Below are 23,304 nucleotides of genomic sequence, written 5' to 3' on the forward strand. Positions count from 1 at the left end.
GCCCGCGCGCCCCCGCACCGCCTGCACCGCGCCCGCCCGAGAGGCGGGCGTGAAGGAGCCGTACGACCATGGATCTTTCCCTGCTCGAATCCGCCCTGCCCATCAGGGCCACTGCCCCCGTCCCTCTGATCGCCCGCCGCCCCGCCGACCTGGTCGGCAACACACCCGCCCTGTGGATCGAGAAGCCGTTCGCCCCGCCGGGACGCGGCTTCTACGCCAAGCTGGAAGGCACCAATCCCGGCGGTATCAAGGACCGCCCCGGCCTGCACATGGTCCGTGAAGCGCGTCGGCGCGGCGAACTCCTGCCCGGCGCGCCCGTCGTCGAGTCCTCCAGCGGCACCCTCGGCCTGGGCCTCGCCCTGGCCGGACTGACCTACGGCCATCCGGTCACCGTCGTGACCGACCCCGGCATGGAGCCGTCGATGATCCGGCTGCTCACCGCCCTGGGCGCACACGTCGACCAGGTCGCCGCACCGCATGCCGACGGCGGCTGGCAGCAGGCCCGCCGCGAGCGCGTGGCCGAGCTCCTGGACAGGGCCCCCGACGCCTACTGCCCGGACCAGTACCACAACCCCGACAACAGGGCCGCCTACCGCCCGCTGGCCGCCGAACTCGTCGCCCAGATCGGCCGGATCGACGTCCTGGTGGCCGCCGTGGGCACGGGCGGCCACTCGGCCGGGGTCGCGGCGGGGCTGCGCGAGTCCTTCCCCGGCCTGCGGCTCATCGGCGTGGACGCGACCGGCTCGACGATCTTCGGGCAGCCCGCACGCCCGCGCCTCATGCGCGGACTCGGCTCCAGCATCCATCCGTCCAACGTCGACTACGGCGCCTTCACCGAGGTCCACTGGGTGGGCCCGGCCGAGGCGGTATGGGCCTGCCGGCAACTGGCCCGCCGGCACTACGCGTCCGGAGGCTGGAGTGTCGGCGCGGTTGCGCTGGTGGCCGGATGGGCGGCACGGACGTACCCCCTCGGGACGCGCATCGCCGCGATCTTCCCCGACGGCCCGCACCGCTACCTGGAGACCGTCTACAACGACGCCTGGTGCCGTGAGCACCGGCTGCTCGACCAGGAACCGCCGGCGGAGCCGGACGAGATCGCCGCGCCGGACGAGTGCGAGGTGACGGCATGGACGCGGTGCAGCCAGGTCGGTGATCCGCTCGGGCGCGACGTGCCGAAGGCAGGCGTGCGATGAGGGGGCTGCGGGCCCAGGTGGCCTCCTTCGACCGGCCGGCCCGGCTGCTGATGGTGAACCAGTTCGCCATCAACCTCGGCTTCTACATGCTGATGCCCTACCTCGCCGACCACCTCGCCCACGGCCTCGGCCTGGCCGCCTGGGCCGTGGGCCTGGTGCTGGGCGTGCGCAACCTCTCCCAGCAGGGCATGTTCCTGGTCGGCGGCACCCTCGCCGACCGGTACGGATGCAAGCCGATGATCCTGGCCGGGTGCGTGCTGCGGACGGTCGCCTTCGCACTGCTCGCGGTGGCGAGCAGCCTGCCCGCGCTGATCGTGGCGTCCGCGCTCACGGGCCTGGCGGGCGCGCTGTTCAACCCGGCCGTACGGGCGTATCTGGCGGCGGACGCGGGCGAGGCACGGCGGGTGGAGGCGTTCGCCGCCTTCAACGTCTTCTACCAGGCCGGGGTACTGGTCGGCCCGCTCGCCGGACTCGCCCTGCTGGCCTGGGACTTCGGCGCGGTGTGCGCGGTCGCCGCGCTCATCTTCGGGGCGCTGGCCGTGCTCCAGGCCCGCGCCCTGCCCGCCCGCCCCCCGGTCGACCGGGGTGCCGGACCCGCCTGGCGGACGGTGGCCGCCGACTGGCGCGCCGTCGCCGCCAACCGGCCGTTCCTCCTCTTCGCCGCCGCGATGAGCGGCTCGTACCTCCTGGCCTTCCAGGTCTACCTGGCGCTCCCGCTCCGCGCCCGTGAACTCTTCGGGGAGCGGACCGGGGTGGTGACCGGAGCGGTCTTCGCCGTCTCGGCACTGGCCGCGCTCTCGGGCCAGCTGAAACTGACGGCCTGGGCGAAACGGAACCTGCCCGGACCGAGGGCGATCGTGTGCGGGCTGGTGGTGATGGGGGCGGCCTTCCTGCCGATGCTGCACGGCTCCCACGGCGTCGTGGCCGGGGTGGCCGCCCTGACGGTGTGCGCGGCGCTGCTGGCCTGGGGCGGTGCGCTGCTCTATCCGTTCGAGATGGACACCGTGGTACGCCTGTCCGGTGACCGGCTGGTCGCGACGTACTACGGCGCCTACAACACCGCCTCCGGCATCGCGATCTCCCTCGGCAACCTGGCTGTCGGCGCACTGTTCGACACCGGTGTGCGCTGGCTGCCGTGGACGGTACTGGTCGCCACCGGATTCGTGTGCGCGGCGCTGGTGGCCCGGCTGCACCGGGCCGGGCACCTCACCTCGGAGCCGGCCGCGGTGGCCGTTCCTGCGTGAGGTCCAGCGGGTCCCGGCCGCCTCCGCGGCGGCCGGGCCGCCTGCGCGACGCGCTGGAGGGCCGGTTCGTCGGCCTCCGGGGGTCAGTGTGCGTGCAGGCTGTCGGCAAGGCGGTCGTGGCTGTGCCGCCATCCGCTCGGGACGCGCACGGCTCCGGTGAGGTGGGGATGGCCGTCGTGCGGACCGGTGTGCTCGTGCTCCGTGGGCGCGGGCTCCCCGGCCGGCCACAGCCGTGCCGCCAGCAGCCCGGCGGCCAGGGCGATCACGCCGAGGGCGGCCACGGCGGCCCCCGGTCCCGCCTCGGCACCGAGCCAGCCGGCCAGCGGATACGTCAGCAGCCAGCAGCTGTGGGAGAGGGAGAACTGGGCGGCGAACGCCTGGGCCCGCTCGTCCGGCGGGGCCGCGCGGCGGATCAGCCGGCCGGTCGGCGTGAGCACCATCGAGCAGGCGCCGCCGAAAGCCGCCCAGGTGAGCAGCAGCGCGGGCCAGCGCCAGTCACCGCTGTCGGCCGCGGTGACCGCGCCGACTCCGGCGAAGACGAGCGTGAGCAGCAGAGCGCCCCGCAGCATTCCTCGGCACGGTCGTCGGGTTCCTCGGTTCCGCCGCCCTGGTGGTCCCGGCGGTGCTCCCGAAACCGGCCGCCCCCGAGACGCCCCGCACGGCCGGCGTCTACGCCAAGGCAACCGCCGGCACCTGTCTCTTCTTCGGCACTCAAGAGCCAGTTGTACGTGATCACGGAGAGCGGCGCGGCGGCGAGGGCCGGGCTGAACAGGCTCTCCAGGTCGTAGGCGAGACGGGACATCGACAGCAATTGCACATATAGATGCGCAGCTGCGCACATGTTGATTTCAAGCCGACCCGGACGACACTCACGCCCGCCCTCCGTGGCCCTTACGCTGTCTGCATGCCTGCTCGCGAACCTCTGCCAACTGCACCAGATGCGCATCTGCGCCCGCCGGACAGCGCCCGGCTCGCGGAGGCGACCGAGGTCTTCGCGATGCTGTCCGACGTGACCCGGCTGCATCTGCTGTGGCTGCTCGCGCAGGGCGAGTCCGACGTCGGCTCGCTGGCCGAGCGCTGCGAGGCGTCCCGGACGGCGGTGAGCCAGCATCTGGCGAAACTGCGGCTCGCGGGGCTGGTGCAGACGCGACGCGAGGGGCGGTACATCCACTACAGCCTCCGCGACGGGCACCTGCGGCGGCTGGTGACGGAGGCCCTCAGCCATGCCGACCACCGCGTGAGCGGCAAGGCGTCGCACGACTGAGGGCCTCCGTCGAGGGTTGCTCCCGGTGAGGGCCTTTACCGAGGGCTACTCCTGGGTGCCGGCCCGGCGGCGTACGAGATACCCGGCGCCGCCCCCCACGATGACCGCCGCGAGACCGATACCGACCCAGGCACCGGCCGACAGACCGCCCTCATCGTCCTTCGCCTCGGCCTGGGCCGCGGGGGAGGACGAGGGCTGTGTCTCCTCGGGGGCGGCTGACGGCGAGGCCGCCGCACTGGTCCTGCTCGGGGAGGGGGCGGCCGGCGTCGCGCCCGGCGCGGCCGCCTTCAGCTTCAGGACGGGCGCCGGGTTCTCGCCGTTCTCGTCCAGCTCGATCCAGCGGTCGGTCTGGCCGTCGCCGTAGGTCTGGAGCGTCTTGAAGGCCAGCTCCTTCGCGTCCGGCAACTGCTTGACGACGACGGAGTATTCGGCGTTGACGCCGGCCTTCAGCGCCGGGCCCTCGACGGTGTATCCGTCGTCGAGGGCCGTGAACTTCCAGCCCTTGGGGCCTTCGCCGTAGGCCACGTCGGCGGGCGCGATGCCCTCCGGCAGCGCCACGCGGATCCTGGTGATGCCCGCGGTGGCGGACTCCGACTCGGCGTCGAAGCTGATCTCGACGTTCTCGGCGAGGGCCTGGGCCTTCTCGGACTCCACCTCGACGTGGGCGAAGGCCGGGCCCGCGGTGAGGAGGACGGCCGTGGCGGTCGCCGCCGTGACGAGGGTCAGACGGCGGGCGGTGCTGTGCTTGCTCGTGGCATGGAACATCGGTGTCTCCGGGCGTGGGGTGGCGCGGAACGGCGCTCCGGCCGTTCCGGCAGGGTCAGATGACGTGAGTGAGCCCCGCCCGGGGAGGGCCCCTCCGCATCACCACGTCCGCGAGCACCTCGCCCTTGAGGAGCGGGCATTCGAGCCAGGCGTAGACGAGCGCCGGGAGTCCGGTGTCAGCCGGCGCCGTTCGTCCCGTGAGCAGCGTCCATGTCGTGGCGACGCGCGCGTGTGCCGTGTCGACGGCGGTTGTCAGGCCGCGCGCCAGCGTCCAGCAGACGGTGTCAGCACGATGCAGGAGTACGCCGACGAGTACGGCGGCCACCGCGTGTACGGCGGTCATCGCCGACGAGTTGTGCACCTGGTCGTGCCAGGCCGTATGAGCATCCGCGCCCTGCTGCATGTGCGCGGGCATGGCCATGGGCATGGCGGCCGTAGGCGGCGAAGCGTCCGGATGTTCCGCCATGAGCCACAGATGCAGCCCCGCCTGCGCGGCACCGCACACCGCCACCACCGCGGCAAGCGACTGCGGGCGTCGCGCACCGGCCAGGCCCACCGCGAAGAGCACCGTGGCCGCCAGCGCGGACTGCCGCCACGGCATGGGCCCTTCGGCGACCAGATGGTGCGCGCTCACCCCGAGCACCGTCCCGACGAGCGCGAACACCACGGCCCGAAGGGCGGGCAGCGGCGCGTGGTGCGTCGTCGGACGGAGCATGGTCATGGCCCGGCCATCATCGGGCATCGGCGGCCCCGCCCGGAGGCCGGATCCCCAAAGAGGCGGCTCGTCCGAAATCTCGCGATTCGAACGTGGTGGGGGAGGGCAGGCGGCGTTGCCGCTCAGCGCCCGGCCCGCAGTGAACGCGGCTGAGGGGAGGGCAGCGTCGTCGTGGTCGGCCCCTGGCCCACAGGGTTCCGCTGGTAGGGCATGCGAGTGTCAGCAGGCAGGTGCGCCATCCGGTGCAGGCGCCACACGGGAACGTCGCCGACGGAGTCGGCGCTGACCGGTTCCCGCCGGCCCGCCGCATCCACAAGCAGTGCGCCTGGGGCTCCGCCAGCCTGCTGAACCTGGGCGAGGGTGGCTGCGAGCGCAGGCCGGTCGGGCTCGGCGAGGACCGTCCCGGCCAGGTCCGGCAAGGCTGTTCGGAGCTGGGTGGCGTACCGGTCGTGGACGGGGGTGGTCGGCTCGGGTGTGGGAAGGACCGGCCCTTTCGAAGGCCTGGGCGGAGTCACGGAGTTGTAGTTCCCGCCGGTCGATGTCGCCCTGCCCTGGGCCGAGCCGGCCGACGAGCAGAAGACCTTCCGTCTCCTTTTCGTCGACGAGAAGGGACGTGCCTGCAACCGCAGTGTCTTCAACATGGGCGACGGGAAGCGCGCCCTGGCAGCCGCAGGCGTGATTCCTCCCCGCGAGTGGGGCGCGCGCTACCTCCAGGCGGCCCCAGAGGACGGCATGCACGCCCTCCGGCACGCCTACGCCTCCGTGCTCCTGGACGCGGGGGAGAGCATCAAGGCGCTCTCCGAATACCTCGGCCACTCGGACCCGGGCTTCACGCTGCGGACGTACCCGCACCTGCTGCCGTCCAGCGAGACCCGCACCCGCAAGGCGACCGACGACGCCTTCACCGAGGAGGCCGAGCCGGAGGGCACATCAGTGCCCCCGCCCAAACCAATGTGCCTTGACCGGCTGGCGGCCCCTCTCCGGCACCAAAAAGGGCGAGGCCCGAAGACCCCGCCCGATCCGCAAGAAACCCCAGCTCAGGGCCACACCAGGCAGTACGGCTGATGCCCCGCCTCATGCAGCCGATGCGAGAAGTCCTGCCACTCGTGCAGCGATTGAGGGCGGGAGGGCGCTGACCTGGGGTTTCGTAAGGGAATGCGCGTTGACCTGGGAAAAGTCCTCTCGGTAGTTCTCACAGGTCAACGCCGTTTCCCGGGCTCATGTGCCCTGGATGTGCCCTCGCGGCCTCTCACCAGAGAGCGCCTTGCTCGGCTGACGGACGGGTAGTGGGCGGCGTCGTCGCCAGGCTCACTCGCGTCTTGGAGTTGATGGCACGAGGTTCCGTTGTCACGGCCCCCGCCTCACGCAACTGTCTGACGGCCTCGATCACTTGGGCGGGGCGATAGACGGTTTCCAAGAGGGCGTATCGCTTGAGCTCGGGGATGGTTCGCCCATCGGGCGTTTCGGAGATGAAGTCGTGCAGGATCCGTCGCAGCGGAGCCGTATCCGGTTCGAATACGAGGTCAAGCATCTGCTGTTGGGTGTCCCTGGGGTCGCGGTAGCGGACGCCATAGGAAGGGTCCACCTTCCACATGGCGTCTTTCATCTTTTCCAGCCCCAGTTCGTGCTGGGTGCCGAAGATCAGGTTCAGCATCCTGCCGCCCTCGTCGACCATCTCGAAGTACAGCGTGTGCGTGAAGCCGGCCTGGAGCCTGCGCATGCTGGAGGACATCGGTCCGGACATCCTCGCCGCGCACCGCGAGTTCCAGATGCTCGAGAGCGGTACGCATCCAGATCAGGCGCCCTACCTGGGCCTACGGCCAGCTGCGGCACTGAAGCTCTTCATGGAGCAAGCGGTACGCGAAGGCCGCACCCTGCCCGGATACCGAACCGCGAGCAGGCACGACGTGAACTGGAGGCATCTCGGCCGCTTGGTGGGCGCCGGAGGAGTGACCGCACCGGGCTCGCGGAAACTCGTACGCAACAGCGCACTACCGGTCGCTGAGGACGTCGATCTGGGGACGGTGACCGGCCGGATCGACGGTGTCCCCTGGCGGGACAGGCCGATCACCTTGCGGGAACTCCCACTCCTGATCCGCTATCTGACTGCCGCCTGCTTCGTGATCATCTCTTATCTGTCCGGAATGCGACCTGGAGAGGCGCTCAATCTGCAGCGTGGCTGCAGCCGACGCGACGAAGCCACCGGGCAGTTGCTGGTCGACGGCCGGCGAGGCAAAGGAGCCGGGCGTCAGCCACGCACCGCGGAGGCGGAGGATGACTTGTGGGGACGCTCCTGGGTCGTGGTCCAACCCGTCCACGACGCCATCGCCGTGCTGGAAGCTCTCGCCTCCTCCCCGTTCCTCTTCCCCTCCAGCTTCGTCAGTGCCCAGACCAGCCGACCGGCTGAGGATCACGCACGAGCCGGTGCTGCGGTGACTCGCGACCTCAACGAGTTCATCACCTGGATCAACAGCATCTTCGTGCAGCCTGACGGGCAACCGCCCATCCCGCCGGACCCCACTCGGCGGGTGCACCCCTCGCGGTTCCGGCGCACATTGGCGTACTTCATCGTGCGCCGCCCTCGCGGGCTGGTGGCCGCCGCTCTTCAATACGGACATGTGGCCACAAAAGTAACGCCGAGTTATGCGGGAGCGTCGAACACTTCTTGGATGGAAGATCTCGCCGTCGAACGGCTGGAGCTGCTGGTCGAGCAGAGCGAGGAGGACTGGCGGCTCCTCGGAGAGGGATAGCACATCAGCGGCCCGTCCGCGTCGGAGTACAAGAGCCGTGTCACCCGTGCTCGTCAGTTCGTCGGCCGGGCCATCAGCCGGACCCGCAACATCGAGAGGTTCCTGGCGCAGGTCGACCCCAGCATCCATCACGGGGAAGGGATGACGTGCGTATGGCGAGCCGAGACAGCCGCCTGCCGCAACACAAGACTCGCCCAAGGACTGCCCGCCAACGATGCCCCCGACGAGGCCGAGTGCCAGTCGTCCTGCCAGAACCTCGCCTACACCGACCGCGACATCGCCCAACTCCGCGAACGGCTGGTCGTGCTGGAGACGGGAGCCGCTGACCTGCTGGCTCCCCGTCCCCTACGCGACCGCGCTGCCGCCCAGGTCGCCCGGGTACGGAAGATCCTGGACCGCCACGGCACTGTCACCCCCGCCACCGAGTCCGCCCAGGAGCGCACCTCATGACCCGTCAGCCCCGTGACCACGACGCCGAACGCACGGCCGTCCGCGCCGCCGCAGACCGCCTGCTCGCGGGCACCCCATTGCGGTCCACCAGCGGCAAGCTCACCGGCAGCGAGCTGATCACCGAGTCCGGTCTGCGACGCGACGTCGTCTACGGCGACCACAAAGAGTTGGTCGAAGAGTTCCAGGCCCGCGTCAAAGCCCAGCACACGGTTCCCGCTGCCGCCCAGAAGATCGCCGAGCAGAACCGGGCACTCAAGGAGGAGAACGCCGCCCTCAAAGCCGACCTGGCCGCCGAGCGGGAGAGGAACAAAACCCTGACCAGGGTCGCCGTCGAACTGTCTCTGGAGTTGGAGCAGGCGAAAGAGGAACTCGCCCAGAACGCGGACGTGGTGCGACTGCCTGGCAGCCGCACCAACTCCCCGTCCTGGCAGCGCTGATCAACCCGCAGGCCCCTGGGGTCCTTTCCTCGGCAGGTGCAGCGAGGACGTGAGGGCGGGCTCAGCCCGCCCTCACACCGACTTCTGAACCCCTTGGACTCCGGAGCCGTGTACTTCAGGTTTGGTTTCCGAGCCGGAGCCTCAGCGGTTGGCCAGGGTGCGGTCGAGGAGGGGCAGCAGGCGGTCCCAGTGGCGCTGCAGCGCGGCGGGGTTGAAGGCGTCGGTGTCGGACATGGTGAAGCCGTGGATGGTGCCGGGGTAGATCTCGGAGGTGTAGCCGACCCCCGCGGCGTCCAGGGCCTGGTTGAGCTCACCGAGGGCCTCGGGCGTCAGGTCGCCTTCGGCGTGGCCGAGGTGGACCTGGGCGGTGATCTTGGAGAGGAGGCGGTGCAGGCCGTCGGGCCCGTCTGCGACCACGGGGCAGTGGAATCCTGCGACGGCGGCCACCTGGCCGGGGTGGGCCGAGGCCGTGCGCATCGCCAGGAGGCCGCCGATGCAGTAGCCGGTCACCGCGACCGGTCCGGCGCCGACCTCGGGCTGTGCGGTGAGGAACCTGAGGTAGGCGTCTGCGTCGCTCAGGACACGTTCGTCGGCGATGTGCGCCTCGATCAAGGGCATCAGCCGAGCGAAGACCGCGGGCCGGACCTCTTCTCCGATGTGCTCGGGAAGTTCGATCACCGGTGCAGGGCCGTGCCGGTAGAAGTAGTTGGGGACGAGCACGTAGTACCCGTGCCTGGCCAGTTCGCGGGCCATCTCCCGCAGCACGGGCCGGATGCCGAAGCCGTCCGCGTACATCAGCACCCCTGGGTGCCGCTCACCATTGTCGGGGAAGGCGGCGAAAGCGTCGGCCTGGCCGTCCGCGGTGGCAATGTGCAGCGTCTTGGTGGGCATGAGTTCTCCTGTCATGGTTGACGAGTCGAGCTGTGATCAACACGACAGGAGGCGGAGCCCGCGCAGCAGCGCAAGATTCCAGATCTAACAGCGGGCCCTCACCGGCCCGGACGGCGCTCAGAAGAGCACCGGGTCACCAATCCGTGTGTGGCGCAATGCCGTCCCGGTAGTCATGCCGCGCAGCGTAGCCCACCGGACGAAAGTCACCGCCAGTACCCCAGAGGATCCCGGGCTCTCTTCGAGACTCCGGAACAGCCCGACAACCTTGATTCCGACAACCCGCTTGCCTAATGAACGCAGTCGTAGTCACAGCCGAGGTTGATCTCCCACGACGCCTTGCCGTACCCGTACCGGGACCGCTCGCGGACGAGGACGACGTCGCTGACTGACGACGAGGACAGTTCGATCCCCCACGCCTCCCTCGCCGCGTCGGCCAGCCAGTCCGGGACGGATCGGCCTTCCGCGCCCGCGGCCCGCAGCTCCTCGTAGCGGACCTCCGGGATACGCACGCCGACTGCCCGGCCGGGCTGGACGAGGAGGTACTGGGCGAGAAACGGGCTGGCCACGAGCCGCGGAGCTGTTTTGGCCCCCTGCCTCTCGGCGCTGGTGTTCGTCTCGGTCATGGAACCTCCGCTGGTTGGGTATGAGTGGTCGGTCGGGCCTGGTAGTGGGCGGCGATCAGGTTGGCCGCCAGCTCAGCCGGTGGACCCCCGCCAAGCGCGGGTCAGGGGTTTGATCCGTGCGTGTCGAGGCGGTCACGTCGATCGCGAGGCCTTACGAGGCGGACACGAGCAAGATCAGCAGTGGTCCGGCGTAGCGGTCACCCTGCGTGACCTGGGCGGTGAGAAGGCCGTTTACGGCTTCCACCAGGCCCTCCACGGGCGGGTGATGATCTCCCGGTACGTATGGTGCGAGGGATTGCGGCCACCGTGCGTGAACACCCAGCTCTGCGGTTCGGCGAAGTCGGTGCCGGGCGGCGAGGTCTCGCCACAGACCGCGCACTGCATCGCGTACGTGGTGGGCTCTGCGTCGGGTTCCCGGTCGGGCTGGAGGGTCCACTCCTGGTGGCGCATGATCGTGCGGCTGGTCATCGAACCGCCTCCAGAGCTGTGGCGACGTAGGGGTGCTGGAGAGCAGCGCGGAGGGCCTCCGTGTCGGTGAGGGTGTCGTCGTCAGGCAGCTCGCACCACCCGCCGAACCGGTCGTCGAGCAGCTCCAGGCCGGGCGCGACGAGCCAGGAGTTGGTGGAGAGGTGCCGTACCGGCAGATCGTCCCAGCTGGCTGCGGAGCCGGTCGGGACGGCGTAGTAGAGACGCCCGTTGGGCCTGTCGTAGAGCACGGGGCCGACGGAAGTACCAGTGCAGCGCAGGAAGGCCAGGGCCAGGAGGCCGATCTCGGCGGAGGTGCGCACGACGTCCCAGCCGTCGCCGACCTTCAGCAGCCGCAGCCCCGGCACGCCGTTCACCATGGGAGCCCTTCGCAACGCATCGCGCACGGACATCACGAATCCCCCTGCGGCCAGAAGCTGTGGCTCGCGCCGAGCGAAGAAGCGGATTCCGTGGTCGGCGTGAAGTGGCGGACCACGATCAGACGAGCGCCTGCTGCTGTTATCTGCCGCTTGCGCTCGGTGCCGAGGCCCTTCGGGCCGAGGTGGCTGTGAGCCGGAACCACGGCACCGTAGGCATCGGGGAGTTCGAGCGCGTCGAGCAGACCGACGAAGGCCGGGGACCGGATGATCACCGTGGAGTCGCGTTCGGTGAAGACACCGCACAGGGCCAGTTCGTGCCGTTCGCAGTACTCGGTGAGGCAGTCGACGAGCGCCGTGTGGCGGGGCAGCCCGCCGGTGACGTGGCGTAGGTAGCCGAAGACCTGGGGGAAGGCGACGGGGCGGCGTTCGGTGATGAGGTCGTCGTCCATGCCCATAGCGTCGGCCGTCGTGAACGGCCTCGAAATGACCTGCTGTTGTACTTCCGTTGCACTTCCCATCCCACGTCGTCACCGACAGTGCTTCCATACGTGACGGAGGGAGGTCATCCGTGGTCAGCGTGCAGCAATGGACAGGTCGGGAGGCGAGCGCCCTGCGGGCCGCGTTGCGTATGAGCACGCGCGCTTTCGCCGAGCACCTCGGTGTCGCGCTGCGCACGGTTGCGAAGTGGGAGAGCCTTGGCGCGGAGACACAGCCCCGACCGGACACCCAGGCCATCCTCGACACCGGACTCGCACGGGCGGATTCCGCCGCCCAAGCCCGCTTCGAGGTAATGCTGTTCCCTGAGCGGAAGAGCGCGCGGCCGGCGGACTACGAGACCTGGACCGAGGACATCGAGCGCGCTGTTGTCTGCATCAGCCGTCAGGACTTCCCGTTCGCCTCAACCCTGTTGAACCGCTGGTTGGGCAGCCGTGCACCCCAGCAGCTGGACGACAAGGGTCTCTATTTGTACGGCCGTTCCCTCGTGCTCCTGGGCGACCTCCAGCGCGATCAGGGCGCGATCCTCGGCCCACTCTCCGCCCGCCACTCCTACCTGACCGCCCGCGGCATGTTCACCGAGCTCGACATCCCACGCCGAGAGGCTCAGATCGAGCTGTCCCTGGCCGTCGTTCAGGAGATGTCGGGCGAGTTGGAATCCTCCACTCGCCACTACGAACTCCTCGCCGGGGACCAGCGCCTGAGCCCGCGTGACCGTGCCAGGGCGCGGCTGTGGGTGGGTACGGCGCTGAGCAAGGAGGGCGACAACGAGTACGCCACCAACGCGATGACGGCCGCCACTCGTGCCTTCGAGGACCTGGGCGAGCCGGAGGACTGGTCGGTCGCCCACCAGAAGCTGGCCCTGGCCCATCGCGGTGCCGGCGACCTGAAGCAGGCACTGCACTACATCGACATCGCGCGCACCACCGGCACGGTCGACTCCCCGATGCAGCGGGTGCGGCTGGACACCGCGTACGGGCACATCCTTCTGTCGGATGCGGCGACCCGGAATGATGGGCTGTCCGTCCTCGACCAGGCGGCACAGGTGGCCCGGCAGTACGGGCTGAGCCACCAGCTGCGCAGTATTGAGGGCATCCGAAAGGGCCAGCAAGGATGAGCCAGGGAGTGCCAGTGCCGGAGCACCAGCAGCGCCAGATCACCGACGAGCAGTTCCACGACGCGACGCTGATCTGGAATTACCACCAGATGGGCCACGAGCTGCGGCCCTGCTCGGCGGCGATCGGCTTGGGCAGCCACGACCTCGGGGTCGCGACTACTGCGGTCGACCTTTATCGCGCTGACCTTTTCCCGGTCGTGGTCTTCAGCGGCGGCAACAGCCCCACCACCCGCGCTCGCTTCCCGCGCGGCGAGGCCGTCCACTACCGCGAGCACGCGCTGAGCCTGGGGGTGCCGGACGAGGCGATCATCGTGGAGTCGAAGGCCGCAAACACCGGCCAGAACATCACCTTCTCCCGCGAGCTGCTGGCCGAGGCCGGGGTGGAAGTGCAGTCGCTGCTGCTGATCTCCAAGCCGTACATGGAGCGCCGCTCGTATGCGACCTGCCGCAAGCTTTGGCCCGAGGCTGAGGTTGTGTGCGCCTCCGAGCCGCTGGAGTTGGACGACTACATCAAGTCCATCGGCGACGAGAAGCTCGTCGTCGACATGCTCGTCGGGGACCTGCAACGGGTGATCGAGTACCCGAAGCTCGGCTTCGCCGTCGAGCAGGACGTACCGGGGGATGTGTATGACGCTTACGAGCGCCTCCTGGGCGCCAGCTTCGACAGCCGCCTCATCAGCACCTGAGCCGCCCAGCGCCGATGCGTTGGACGGGCTGTGCGCGATCCACCAACCGAACCTGTTTCCCCGGCTGTCCACGCTGGCGAAGCTGTTCTCCGCCGACCTGTGGATCGTCCTGGACGACGTGCAGTTCGCCCGGCGCGACTACCAGCACCGCGCCCGTCTCGCCGCCCTGGACGATCCATCCCGACAGCAGTGGCTCACGCTCCCGACGCACCTTCCCCACGGGCGCCCGACGCTGATCAGCCAGGCACGGCTTGTTGATCCGCGTCGCTCGCGCCGGACGGTCCAGCTTCTCGTCCGCCAGTACTACGGCCGCAGTCCCTACTGGGGTGCTGTGTCCGAGGTGCTGGAGGCGCTCGACGAGTCGGACCGTGTGGCCGACCTGGCGAGGACATCGACGATCGCCCTGCTCGGCGCTCTCGGCTGGTCGGGCAAGGTGCGGGACAGCAGCGGGATCCCGACCCGGCAAGGCCGCTCCGAGCGCCTCGCCGACCTCGCGGCAGCCACCGGCAGCACCCACTATCTGTGCGGCACCGGTGGTCTGCGTTACCTCGACGCTGGTCCTTTCGACGCCCACGGCATTCCCGTGCTGCCCTTCCACACCCCTGTGGACAACCCGCTCTGGCGGTGGGCACGTCGATCCAGCAGCCTGTGGGCCCTGAGCAAGATCGGGCCCGATGCGCTGGCCGATCAGCTGGCCGCTCAACGAGAAGCCCACCATCCTGGAGCCCACGCGTGACAGAGCCCACCACCAAGGAACCGGCCAAGAAGCCCTTCCTGTACGTCGTCGTCTGCGCGTGCGGCATCGCCGGTGACGTCGGCAAGCTGATCACCGCCGCGCAGGAACGGAACTGGGGCGTCGGAGTCGTCGCCACCCCGCAAGGCGATCGACGACGCCTTCACCGAGGAGGCCGAGCCGGAGGGCACATCAGTGCCCCCGCCCAAACCAAAGTGCCTTGACCGGCTGGCGGCCCCTCTCCGGCACCAAAAAGGGCGAGGCCCGAAGACCCCGCCCGATCCGCAAGAAACCCCAGCTCAGGGCCACACCAGGCAGTACGGCTGATGCCCCGCCTCATGCAGCCGGTGCGAGAAGTCCTGCCACTCGTGCAGCAGCTGGTACACGTTGAACGCGTCTCTCGGGCCGCCCCGGTCCGGGACCGTCGACCAGATGAAGGCCGCCGCGCCGACCGCTTCCTCGCCGATGCCGCGCAGGGGGTCGACCACCGTCATGGGAAGTTTCACGACCGCGTAGTCGGGGTGCAGCACCACCAGCTCCAGCGGCGGCACCTTGTGCAGAGGCACGCCTTCGATGCCCGTCAGCACCATCGCGGCCATCGTCTCCGGCTTGATCTTGGTGAACATGCCGTTCATGCCGAGCTCGTCGCCGCCGAGTTCCTCGGGGCGCATCGAGATCGGGACACGGGCCGCGGTCGCGCCGTCCGGTGCGCCGAAGTATTTGTACGTCACCCCCACCCGACCACCATTCCTGCTCCCGGTCTGCAGACGGTCGATCCGCCGATCGCTCTGCTGGTCCCGATCCCTCTGATCGCGGTCCCGCTGATCGATACGTCGCTCGCGCCGCTCCGACTCACCCGGTACGCCTTGTTCCTGACGTGCTGCTTCGGCCGATTCCTCCGCGTCGCGCCGGTGCCTTCCCCGATGGGCACGTCGAGGACCCAGATCATCAGTCCCCTCGCCCAGTCCGCCACCGCGATGCATATCTCCACCCGACTGCTTTTCTAGGACGCGTGGCCCCCGCCGCGCAACCCGATCATCGTGTCAGTGACCTCCCCCACGGCCGCCCGCCGAAACGTGCGTCGAAACATCAGTCCGCAGGATCTTTACAGCCTCCGGCCGCCTGCGTGCCGGATGAGCTGGGTGTATCGGGTCACAGTCTCGCAGATGCCCCGGGCGCTGCGCGGGGACCGCGGTCCTCTGCTGCAAGGAGACCGCGGTCCTCGGCCTACCCTGAGGAGGTCACCAAGCATCCGGAGTCCGAGAAGTCGGAGAAGTCGCACGTCATGAGTGCCCAGAGCGAAACGCCCTATCCCTACGACGCGCCCGTCTCACAGGCGCTCTTCGACCGCGCCTCCGTCGTCACGCCCGGCGGCGTGAACTCCCCGGTGCGCGCCTTCCGTGCCGTCGGCGGCACCCCCCGTTTCATGGTCTCCGGCAAGGGGCCCTACCTGACGGATGCCGACGGGCGCGAGTACGTCGATCTCGTCTGTTCCTGGGGGCCGATGATCCTCGGGCACTCCCACCCCGAGGTCATCGCCGCCGTCCAGGAAGCCGTCTCCCGCGGTACCTCCTTCGGTACGCCCGGTGAGGGCGAGGTCGCCCTCGCGGAGGAGATGGTCGCCCGGATCGAGCCGCTGGAGCAGGTCCGGCTGGTCAGCAGCGGGACGGAGGCGACCATGTCCGCCATCCGGCTCGCCCGCGGGTTCACCCGGCGCACCAAGGTGATCAAGTTCGCCGGCTGTTATCACGGACACGTCGACAGCCTCCTGGCCGCCGCCGGGTCCGGCGTCGCCACCTTCGCGCTGCCCGACACCCCCGGTGTCACCGGTGCGCAGGCCGGCGACACGATCGTGCTGCCGTACAACGATCTGGAGGCGGTGCAGGAGGCCTTCCACCGGCACCCGGGGGAGATCGCCTGTGTGATCACCGAGGCCTCGCCGGGCAACATGGGCGTCGTGCCGCCCGCGACCGGGTTCAACCAGGGGCTCAAGAACGCCTGCCGCGAGAACGGCGCCCTCTACATCTCCGACGAGGTCATGACCGGGTTCCGGACCAGCCGGGCCGGGTGGTTCGGGATCGACGGGGTGGTGCCCGACCTGATGACCTTCGGGAAGGTGATGGGTGGCGGGTTCCCCGCGGCCGCCTTCGGTGGTCGTGCCGACGTCATGGCGCACCTCGCCCCGGCCGGGCCCGTCTACCAGGCCGGCACCCTCTCCGGCAACCCCGTCGCCACCGCCGCCGGTCTCGCCCAGTTGCGGCTGCTCGACGACGCGGCGTACGACAAGGTCAACGCCGTGTCGGAGCAGATCCGGGGGCTGGTCGGCCAGGCGCTGAACAAGGAGGGCGTCGCGCACCAGGTGCAGACCGCCTCCAACATGTTCTCCGTCTTCTTCACCAACCGCCCGGTGCGCAACTACGAGGACGCGCGGGGCCAGGAGTCGTTCCGGTTCACCGCCTTCTTCCACTCCCTCCTCGCCGACGGCGTCTACCTGCCGCCGTCGTCCTTCGAGTCCTGGTTCGTCTCCACGGCCCACGACGAGCGTGCCGTCCAGAAGATCGCCGACGCCCTTCCGGCGGCGGCCCGAGCGGCCGCGGAGGCCACGGCGTGAGCGGCAACAGCAACAGCAACGGCGACGGCAACGGCAACGGCAACAACGGTGACATCACCGTCGTTCACGTGATGCGGCACGGGGAGGTGGCCAACCCGGACGGGGTCCTGTACGGCAGACTCCCCGGCTACCACCTCTCCGAGCTCGGCCGGAAGATGGCCGACCGGGTCGCCGAGCACCTCGCCGCCCGGGACGTCACCCACGTCATCGCCTCCCCGCTGGAGCGCGCGCAGGAGACCGCGACCCCGATCGCCAAGGCGCACGGGCTCGACCTCGGCACCGACGAGCGGCTCATCGAGGCCGAGAACATCTTCCAGGGCAAGACCTTCGGGGTCGGCGACGGGGCGCTGAAGAACCCGGCCAACTGGAAATACCTCGTCAACCCGTTCCGGCCGTCCTGGGGCGAGCCGTACGTCGACCAGGTCGTGCGAATGCGGGGCGCCCTGGACGCGGCCAGGGACCGGGCGCGGGGGCACGAGGCGGTGCTGGTCAGCCATCAGCTGCCGATCTGGATCCTGCGGTCGTACGTCGAGCGGCGCCGGCTGTGGCACGACCCGCGCAAGCGGCAGTGCACCCTCGCCTCGCTGACGACTTTCACATACGAGGGCGACAGGATCGTTTCCGTCGGGTACAGCGAGCCGGCCATCGACCTCGTTCCGGCCCACCTGCGCGCCGGCGCCAAGCCGGTGAAGGGGAAGGACAAGGCCTTCGGCGCGTGAGCGTCAGCCTCAGCCCCAGCCCCAGCCCCAGCCTCAGGTGACGCACGTCACTTGAGCATCGTTCGTCATGTTCTGGCGTGAAATCTCCGGGAAGTAACGGAACCTGTCCGTTCGTCGCGGCCTCTGACTGGGTGACCACCAGAGGACGTGACGAATCGGGGAACCATGCGGACCAGCATCACGCGAAGGGGCATGCTCGGCGTCGGTGCGGGCGCCACGGCCGGACTCGCACTCGGCCTCACCGGCTGCGGCACACCCACCGGTTCGGACGGCTCGACCCATGCCTCCGGTTCCACCGGGGAGCCGTCGAAGAAGCCGTCGAAGACGCCCGACGCCCGCCCGCTCGGTGACGGCTCCACCTCCCGCACCGGCAGGCAACCCCACCAGCCCGCCGCCCCCGAGCCGCTGGAGCCCGGCCAGACCCCGCCGCAGTTCGTGATCTTCTCCTGGGACGGCGCCGGCGAGGTCGGCACCGGCCTCTTCCCGCGCTTCCTCGACCTGGCCAGGGAGCACGGCGCGTCGATGACCTTCTTCCTCTCGGGGCTCTATCTCCTCCCCGAGTCGAAGAAGCGGCTCTACGACCCCCCGAACAACCCCCGCGGCGCCTCCGACATCGGCTACCTCACCGACGAGCACATCAGGGCGACGCTCACCAACGTCCGCCGGGCCTGGCTCGAAGGGCACGAGATAGGCACCCACTTCAACGGGCACTTCTGCGGCGGCTACGGCACCGTCGGCAACTGGACGCCCAGGCAGTGGCTGAGCGAGATAGGCCAGGCCAAGGCTTTCGTGAAGGAGTGGCGGACCAACACCGGCTGGACCGACCTGCCCCCGCTCCCCTTCGACTACGACAAGGAGCTGGTCGGCGGCCGTACCCCCTGCCTCCTCGGCCAGAACAACCTGCTGCCCACCGCCCGCGAGCTCGGCTGGCGCTACGACGCCTCCTCGCCCGGCGGCCGCCAGGTCTGGCCGGAGAAGAAGCTGGGCGTCTGGGACCTGCCGCTGCAGCAGATACCGTTCCCGGGCCGCTCCTTCGAGGTCCTCTCCATGGACTACAACATGCTCGCCAACCAGTCGGTCAACTCGACCAAGGCCCCCGCCTACAACTACCCGGGCTGGCGGCGCCAGTCCGCGCAGTCGTACATAGCCGGATTCCAGCGGGCGTACACGACGAACCGGGCGCCCTTCTTCATAGGCAACCACTTCGAGCAGTGGAACGGCGGCATCTACATGGACTCCGTGGAGGAGGCCTTCAAGCACATCGCCCGGGAGAAGGAGAAGGGCGCCGACGTCCGGATGGTCTCCTTCCGGCAGTTCGCGGACTGGCTGGACGTGCAGAAGCCGGAGGTCCTGGCGAAGCTGCGCACGCTGGACGTGGGGCAGCAGCCGGCCGCCGGCTGGAAGACCTTCCTCAAGCAGGGGGCGGCGGCCTGAAAAGGGGCGAATCCCGGACCGAGGGGGGTGCGCAAGATCCTCAGAACGGGCATGCGAAACTTTTCACATGAGTACCCGTAGCCGCGCCCTCCTGCTCGGCGCCATGGCCGCCACGGCGGCCCTGACCCTGTCCGCGTGCGGCAACGGCGGCACCTCCGGCGGAGGCGGCAACACCAACTTCGTCACCGGCAAGGACGGCATCGACACGGTCGCGGAGGGCCACCGCACGGCGGCCCCCGACCTGTCCGGGAAGACCATCGACGGCAAGGCCCTGGACGTCGCCGACTACAAGGGCAAGGTCGTCGTCATCAACGTCTGGGGCTCCTGGTGCAGCCCCTGCCGGGCCGAGGCGCCCTACTTCGCCTCCGTCTCCAAGGAGTACGCGGGCAAGGGCGTCCAGTTCGTCGGCATCAACACCCGCGACACCAGCACCGGTTCCGCGGTCGCCTTCGAGAAGCAGAACGGCATCGACTACCCGAGCCTGTACGACCCGACGGGCAAGCTGATGCTCCGCTTCAAGAAGGGCACGCTCAACCCGCAGGCCATCCCCTCCACCCTGGTACTCGACCGGCAGGGGAAGGTCGCGGCACGCTCGCTGGCGGCGCTCAGCGAGGAGAACCTGCTGAAGATGATCAAGCCGGTCGTTTCGGAGAAGTGACGTGAGCGCACTCCTCACCCTCGCGGCCGAGACGGGCAAGAACGAGACGGTATTCAGCGGCGCCCTGCTGGTCGCCCTGCCGGTGGCGCTGTTCGGCGGCCTTGTCTCCTTCTTCTCTCCTTGCGTGCTGCCCCTGGTGCCCGGGTACCTGTCCTACGTCACCGGGGTCGCCGGCACCGACCTCGCCGAGGCCCGGCGCGGGCGGATGGCGGCCGGCGCATCCCTCTTCGTGCTCGGCTTCACCGCCGTGTTCGTCTCCGGCGGGGCGCTGTTCGGCTACTTCGGCCAGAACCTGCAGGAGCAGTCAGGCACCCTCAGCAAGGTGCTCGGCGTGCTGATGATCGCGATGGGCGTGTTCTTCATGGGCATGATGCCCTGGTTCACCCAGCGCGAGTTCCGCTTTCACAAGCGGCCGGTGGCCGGGCTCATAGGTGCGCCCGTGCTCGGCGCGCTGTTCGGGATCGGCTGGACGCCGTGCATCGGCCCGACCCTGGCGTCCGTCACGGCCCTGTCCTTCAACCAGGCGAGCGCCGGCCGTGGCGCCATACTGACCGTCGCCTACTGCCTGGGCCTCGGCGTGCCCTTCGTGGTGGCCGCGGTCGCCTTCCGCAAGGCCCTCGGTGCCTTCGGCTGGGTCAAGCGCCACTATGTCTGGGTGATGCGCATCGGCGGCACGATGATGATCGTGACCGGTGTGCTGCTGCTGACCGGGGCCTGGAACGGCCTCGTGCAGGAGATGCAGGGCTGGTCCGACGGCTTCACTGTAGGGATCTGATCGATGAGTACGACTTCGCAGAACGCCTCCGACGATCAGGATCTCGGCGCGGCGGGCTCGCAGCTGTCCACCGCGCCCTCCCAGGACGAGCCGCCGATCGTCGCCGGCATCGGTGTCGTCGGCTGGGCCCGCTGGTTCTGGCGGCAGCTCACCTCCATGCGGGTCGCGCTGCTGCTGCTCCTGCTGCTGTCGCTGGGCGCGATCCCCGGCTCGCTGATCCCGCAGAGCGGCGCCGACATCTCCAAGGTCGACGACTTCCGCAAGGCCCACAAGACGCTGTCGCCGGTCTACGACAAGCTCGGCCTGTTCCACGTCTACAGCTCGGTGTGGTTCTCGGCGATCTACATCCTGCTGTTCGTCTCGCTCGTCGGCTGCATCATCCCGCGTGCCTGGCAGTTCGTGGGCCAGCTGCGCGGCCGTCCGCCGGGCGCGCCGAAGCGGCTGGACCGGCTCCCGGCGTACACGACCTGGCGGACGACGGCCGAGCCGGAGGAGGTCCGGGCGGCCGCCCTCGTGCTGCTGAAGAAGCGGCACTTCCGCTCGCACATCGCCGGGGACGCGGTCGCCGCCGAGAAGGGCTACGTCCGCGAGTTCGGCAACCTGGTCTTCCACATCGCGCTGATCGTGCTGCTGATCGCCTTCGCGTCCGGCCAGATGTACAAGTCGGACGGCACCAAGCTGGTCGTCGAGGGCGACGGGTTCGCCAACTCGATCCTCCAGTACGACGACTTCAAGTCCGGCTCCATGTTCAGCACCGACGACCTGGTGCCGTTCAGCTTCGACCTGAAGAACTTCAGCGCCACCTACCAGACCAGCGGCCCCAGCAAGGGCACGGCGGTCTCCTTCACCGCGGACATCGACTACAGCGAGGGGGCCTACGGCAAGTCGAAGCGGACCACCATCAAGGTGAACGAGCCGCTGCACATCGGCGACGCCAAGGTCTACCTCGTCAGCCACGGCTACGCGCCCGTCATCACCGTCCGCGACAGCAAGGGCAAGGTCGTCTACCACGACGCCGTCCCGCTGCTCCCGCTCGACAGCAACGTCACCTCCCAGGGTGTGGTGAAGGTGATGGACGGCTACCAGAACGCCCAGGGCGTCAGCGAACAGCTCGGCATCTCGCTGTTCTTCCTGCCGACCTACAGCGGCGGCTCCTCCGTCCTCTCCTCCTTCCCGGCGCTGGACAACCCGGTGCTGAACCTGACGCCGTACCACGGCGACCTCGGCGTCAACTCGGGCATCCCGCAGAGCGTGTACCAGCTCGACAAGACGCACATGAAGGAGTTCAAGAACTCCAAGGGAGCGCAGTACCGGGACAACCTGAAGCCCGGCCAGACCATGCAGCTGCCGAACGGCGCCGGTTCCGTGACGTTCGAGAAGGACGTCAAGGAGTGGGCCGGCTTCGAGATCGTCCAGGAGCCCGGCAGCGGCTGGGCGCTGGGCGGTGCCCTCTCCGCGATCTTCGGCCTCGCCGCCTCGCTGTTCATCCAGCGCCGCCGGGTGTGGGTGCGCGCGGTTCCGGGCCCCGACGGCGTCACGGTGGTCGAGATGGCCGGGCTGGGCCGCAGCGAGTCCGCGAAGGTGCCGGAGGAGCTCGGCGACCTCGCGGGAATCCTCTACGACCAGGCGTCGGGGGCTCCCGATCCCGACGACGATCCCGACGACGACTCTTCACCCTCCCCCGACCCCGAAGTCGTACCTGCCGAAGGGGCTGAGAAGCGATGACTTCCGCCGCCGCAACGACCCTCGCCGCGGCCAACGAGCACCTGGCGAGCATGAGCAACACGCTCGTCTACTCCTCGATGGCCGTCTACACGCTGGCCTTCTTCGCCTACATCTTCGAGTGGCTGCTCGGCAGCCGCAGCCGGGTGGCGCGCACCGCCAACGCGCTCACCACCAAGGCGGAGGCGAAGAAGGCGCCCGCCGTCACGGTCAAGAAGGCCGGCGGCACCGCCGTACTGGAGCGCCCGCAGGTCGTGGTCCGCTCCGCGGCGGGCTCCCGGGACGTGCCGGACGGGCCCGGCGCCCACGGCGGCGACGAGCAGGGCGACCTCTACGGCCGGATCGCGATCTCCCTCACGGTCCTCGCCTTCCTCGTGGAGCTGGCGGGCGTGGTCACCCGCGCGGCCTCCGTGCAGCGGGCGCCGTGGGGCAACATGTACGAGTTCAACATCACGTTCTCCACGGTCGCGGTCGCCGTCTACCTGACCCTGCTGGCCCTGAAGAAGAACGTCCGCTGGCTCGGCCTCTTCCTGATCACCACGGTCCTCCTCGACCTCGGCCTCGCGGTCACCGTCCTCTACACGGCGAGCGAGCCGCTGGTCCCGGCCCTGCACTCGTACTGGCTGTACATCCACGTCTCGACGGCGATCTTCTGCGGCGCGGTCTTCTACGTCGGCGCGGTGGCCACGATCCTCTACCTCTTCAAGGACGCGTACGAGAGCAAGCTGGAGAACGGCGGCAAGCCCGGCAACTTCGCCACCTCGGTCCTGGAGCGCCTCCCCGCCTCGGCCTCGCTCGACAAGTTCGCCTACCGCGTCAACGCGGCGGTCTTCCCCCTGTGGACCTTCACGATCATCGCGGGCGCGATCTGGGCGGGCAGCGCCTGGGGCCGCTACTGGAACTGGGACCCCAAGGAGACCTGGTCCTTCATCACCTGGGTCGCCTACGCCTGCTACCTGCACGCCCGCGCCACCGCCGGCTGGAAGGGCCGCAAGGCCGCCTACCTGGCGATGATCGCCTTCGGCTGCTGGCTCTTCAACTACTACGGCGTCAACATCTTCGTGACCGGCAAGCACTCCTACGCGGGCGTCTGACCCCGCTGCGGCCCAGGCCGGTTCCCGTGACCCAGGTCACGGGAACCGGCCTTCGTCGTACGGACAGGTACGAGGACGTGGAC

At 69.5% G+C, this 23,304-nt stretch carries 26 protein-coding genes and 2 pseudogenes; 18 read left to right on the forward strand and 10 right to left on the reverse strand.

The features are described from left to right. The first annotated feature begins 68 nt into the window (after positions 1-68). Both ACFWPS_RS41195 and ACFWPS_RS41200 read left to right on the forward strand, forming a co-directional pair. Positions 69-1,193, forward strand: a complete 1,125-nt coding sequence (locus ACFWPS_RS41195; protein ID WP_383715633.1) for a PLP-dependent cysteine synthase family protein — start codon at positions 69-71, stop codon at positions 1,191-1,193. Beyond that, positions 1,190-2,437 carry an MDR family MFS transporter gene (locus ACFWPS_RS41200; protein ID WP_383715636.1) on the forward strand — a complete coding sequence of 416 codons (1,248 nt, stop codon included), beginning with the start codon at positions 1,190-1,192 and terminating at the stop codon, positions 2,435-2,437. The genes ACFWPS_RS41195 and ACFWPS_RS41200 overlap by 4 nt, the downstream gene beginning before the upstream one ends. Positions 2,438-2,520: 83 nt before the next feature. Here ACFWPS_RS41200 and ACFWPS_RS41205 read toward each other — a convergent pair whose 3' ends face one another. Next, positions 2,521-3,006, reverse strand: coding sequence for an MFS transporter (locus ACFWPS_RS41205; RefSeq protein WP_383715639.1), 486 nt, complete (start codon positions 3,004-3,006; stop codon positions 2,521-2,523). Between the two features lie 335 nt (positions 3,007-3,341). Between ACFWPS_RS41205 and ACFWPS_RS41210 the strand changes: the two genes are divergently transcribed. Next, the gene (locus ACFWPS_RS41210; protein ID WP_383715641.1) at positions 3,342-3,701 is read left to right on the forward strand and encodes an ArsR/SmtB family transcription factor; all 360 of its coding nucleotides are present in this window, start codon (positions 3,342-3,344) and stop codon (positions 3,699-3,701) included. 45 nt (positions 3,702-3,746) lie between these two features. On the opposite strand, the gene ACFWPS_RS41215 is transcribed toward ACFWPS_RS41210, so the two are convergent. Both ACFWPS_RS41215 and ACFWPS_RS41220 read right to left on the reverse strand, forming a co-directional pair. Continuing rightward, complete coding sequence (locus ACFWPS_RS41215; RefSeq protein ID WP_383715644.1) at positions 3,747-4,466, reverse strand: DUF1775 domain-containing protein; 720 nt, start codon at positions 4,464-4,466, stop codon at positions 3,747-3,749. Between the two features lie 55 nt (positions 4,467-4,521). Beyond that, a complete protein-coding gene (locus tag ACFWPS_RS41220; protein ID WP_383715647.1) occupies positions 4,522-5,187 on the reverse strand; it encodes a hypothetical protein in 666 nt (221 codons plus the stop codon). A gap of 519 nt (positions 5,188-5,706) precedes the next feature. Here ACFWPS_RS41220 and ACFWPS_RS41225 point away from each other — a divergent pair. After that, a pseudogene (locus tag ACFWPS_RS41225) lies at positions 5,707-6,138 on the forward strand (tyrosine-type recombinase/integrase); the annotation flags it as partial. Positions 6,139-6,430: 292 nt separating this feature from the next. Here the strand turns inward: ACFWPS_RS41225 and ACFWPS_RS41230 are convergent. After that, on the reverse strand, positions 6,431-6,913 hold the full coding sequence (locus tag ACFWPS_RS41230; protein WP_383715649.1) for a hypothetical protein: 483 nt from the start codon (positions 6,911-6,913) through the stop codon (positions 6,431-6,433). On the opposite strand from ACFWPS_RS41230, the gene ACFWPS_RS41235 reads away from it, so the two are divergent. From ACFWPS_RS41235 to ACFWPS_RS41245, 3 genes are all read left to right on the forward strand, one after another. Then, positions 6,900-7,931, forward strand: a complete 1,032-nt coding sequence (locus tag ACFWPS_RS41235) for a hypothetical protein (RefSeq protein ID WP_383715651.1) — start codon at positions 6,900-6,902, stop codon at positions 7,929-7,931. The two genes, ACFWPS_RS41230 and ACFWPS_RS41235, sit on opposite strands and share 14 nt — an antisense overlap. Before the next feature lie 141 nt (positions 7,932-8,072). Next, complete coding sequence (locus tag ACFWPS_RS41240; protein ID WP_383715653.1) at positions 8,073-8,381, forward strand: hypothetical protein; 309 nt, start codon at positions 8,073-8,075, stop codon at positions 8,379-8,381. Next, positions 8,378-8,818, forward strand: a complete 441-nt coding sequence (locus ACFWPS_RS41245; protein WP_383715656.1) for a hypothetical protein — start codon at positions 8,378-8,380, stop codon at positions 8,816-8,818. The genes ACFWPS_RS41240 and ACFWPS_RS41245 overlap by 4 nt, the downstream gene beginning before the upstream one ends. A 141-nt stretch (positions 8,819-8,959) precedes the next feature. Here the strand turns inward: ACFWPS_RS41245 and ACFWPS_RS41250 are convergent, their stop codons facing one another. The 5 genes from ACFWPS_RS41250 to ACFWPS_RS41270 form a co-directional block, all read right to left on the reverse strand. Next, the gene (locus ACFWPS_RS41250; RefSeq protein WP_383715658.1) at positions 8,960-9,709 is read right to left on the reverse strand and encodes a dienelactone hydrolase family protein; all 750 of its coding nucleotides are present in this window, start codon (positions 9,707-9,709) and stop codon (positions 8,960-8,962) included. A gap of 287 nt (positions 9,710-9,996) precedes the next feature. Beyond that, complete coding sequence (locus ACFWPS_RS41255; protein WP_383715660.1) at positions 9,997-10,332, reverse strand: hypothetical protein; 336 nt, start codon at positions 10,330-10,332, stop codon at positions 9,997-9,999. A gap of 231 nt (positions 10,333-10,563) precedes the next feature. Then, the gene (locus tag ACFWPS_RS41260) at positions 10,564-10,800 is read right to left on the reverse strand and encodes a hypothetical protein (RefSeq protein ID WP_383715662.1); all 237 of its coding nucleotides are present in this window, start codon (positions 10,798-10,800) and stop codon (positions 10,564-10,566) included. Beyond that, a complete protein-coding gene (locus tag ACFWPS_RS41265; RefSeq protein ID WP_383715664.1) occupies positions 10,797-11,210 on the reverse strand; it encodes a hypothetical protein in 414 nt (137 codons plus the stop codon). Before ACFWPS_RS41265 ends, ACFWPS_RS41260 begins: the two co-directional genes overlap by 4 nt. Further along, entirely contained in the window at positions 11,210-11,626 is a 417-nt protein-coding gene (locus ACFWPS_RS41270; protein WP_383715665.1) for a hypothetical protein, read from the reverse strand. The genes ACFWPS_RS41265 and ACFWPS_RS41270 overlap by 1 nt, the downstream gene beginning before the upstream one ends. A gap of 119 nt (positions 11,627-11,745) precedes the next feature. Here ACFWPS_RS41270 and ACFWPS_RS41275 point away from each other — a divergent pair, with 119 nt between their 5' ends. The 4 genes and pseudogenes from ACFWPS_RS41275 to ACFWPS_RS41290 form a co-directional block, all read left to right on the forward strand. Beyond that, a complete protein-coding gene (locus tag ACFWPS_RS41275; protein WP_383715667.1) occupies positions 11,746-12,789 on the forward strand; it encodes a helix-turn-helix domain-containing protein in 1,044 nt (347 codons plus the stop codon). Next, positions 12,786-13,475 (forward strand): YdcF family protein, encoded by a 690-nt coding sequence (locus ACFWPS_RS41280; protein ID WP_383715670.1) that lies wholly within the window; start codon positions 12,786-12,788, stop codon positions 13,473-13,475. The genes ACFWPS_RS41275 and ACFWPS_RS41280 overlap by 4 nt, the downstream gene beginning before the upstream one ends. Positions 13,476-13,503: 28 nt before the next feature. Continuing rightward, positions 13,504-14,211: a WbqC family protein gene (locus ACFWPS_RS41285; protein ID WP_383715702.1), complete on the forward strand. Its 708-nt coding sequence runs from the start codon at positions 13,504-13,506 to the stop codon at positions 14,209-14,211. After that, a pseudogene (locus ACFWPS_RS41290) lies at positions 14,100-14,357 on the forward strand (hypothetical protein); the annotation flags it as partial. The gene ACFWPS_RS41285 and the pseudogene ACFWPS_RS41290, both read left to right, overlap by 112 nt. Before the next feature lie 150 nt (positions 14,358-14,507). Here the strand turns inward: ACFWPS_RS41290 and ACFWPS_RS41295 are convergent. Then, complete coding sequence (locus ACFWPS_RS41295; RefSeq protein ID WP_383715672.1) at positions 14,508-15,191, reverse strand: hypothetical protein; 684 nt, start codon at positions 15,189-15,191, stop codon at positions 14,508-14,510. Positions 15,192-15,493: 302 nt separating this feature from the next. Between ACFWPS_RS41295 and hemL the strand changes: the two genes are divergently transcribed. From hemL to ccsB, 7 genes are all read left to right on the forward strand, one after another. Beyond that, positions 15,494-16,819 (forward strand): glutamate-1-semialdehyde 2,1-aminomutase, encoded by a 1,326-nt coding sequence (hemL, locus tag ACFWPS_RS41300; RefSeq protein ID WP_383715674.1) that lies wholly within the window; start codon positions 15,494-15,496, stop codon positions 16,817-16,819. A gap of 71 nt (positions 16,820-16,890) precedes the next feature. Further along, positions 16,891-17,538, forward strand: a complete 648-nt coding sequence (locus tag ACFWPS_RS41305; RefSeq protein WP_383715705.1) for a histidine phosphatase family protein — start codon at positions 16,891-16,893, stop codon at positions 17,536-17,538. A 165-nt stretch (positions 17,539-17,703) separates the two neighbouring features. Then, the gene (locus tag ACFWPS_RS41310; protein ID WP_383715676.1) at positions 17,704-18,972 is read left to right on the forward strand and encodes a hypothetical protein; all 1,269 of its coding nucleotides are present in this window, start codon (positions 17,704-17,706) and stop codon (positions 18,970-18,972) included. Between the two features lie 67 nt (positions 18,973-19,039). Continuing rightward, entirely contained in the window at positions 19,040-19,630 is a 591-nt protein-coding gene (locus ACFWPS_RS41315; protein WP_383715678.1) for a TlpA family protein disulfide reductase, read from the forward strand. 1 nt (position 19,631) lies between these two features. Continuing rightward, a complete protein-coding gene (locus ACFWPS_RS41320) occupies positions 19,632-20,405 on the forward strand; it encodes a cytochrome c biogenesis CcdA family protein (RefSeq protein WP_383715680.1) in 774 nt (257 codons plus the stop codon). 3 nt (positions 20,406-20,408) lie between these two features. Beyond that, positions 20,409-22,130 carry a cytochrome c biogenesis protein ResB gene (locus ACFWPS_RS41325; RefSeq protein ID WP_383715682.1) on the forward strand — a complete coding sequence of 574 codons (1,722 nt, stop codon included), beginning with the start codon at positions 20,409-20,411 and terminating at the stop codon, positions 22,128-22,130. Beyond that, complete coding sequence (gene ccsB, locus ACFWPS_RS41330) at positions 22,127-23,221, forward strand: c-type cytochrome biogenesis protein CcsB (RefSeq protein ID WP_383715685.1); 1,095 nt, start codon at positions 22,127-22,129, stop codon at positions 23,219-23,221. Before ACFWPS_RS41325 ends, ccsB begins: the two co-directional genes overlap by 4 nt. Positions 23,222-23,304: the final 83 nt, after the last annotated feature.

The organism is Streptomyces sp. NPDC058457, assembly GCF_042720695.1.
GTDB lineage: Bacteria > Actinomycetota > Actinomycetes > Streptomycetales > Streptomycetaceae > Streptomyces.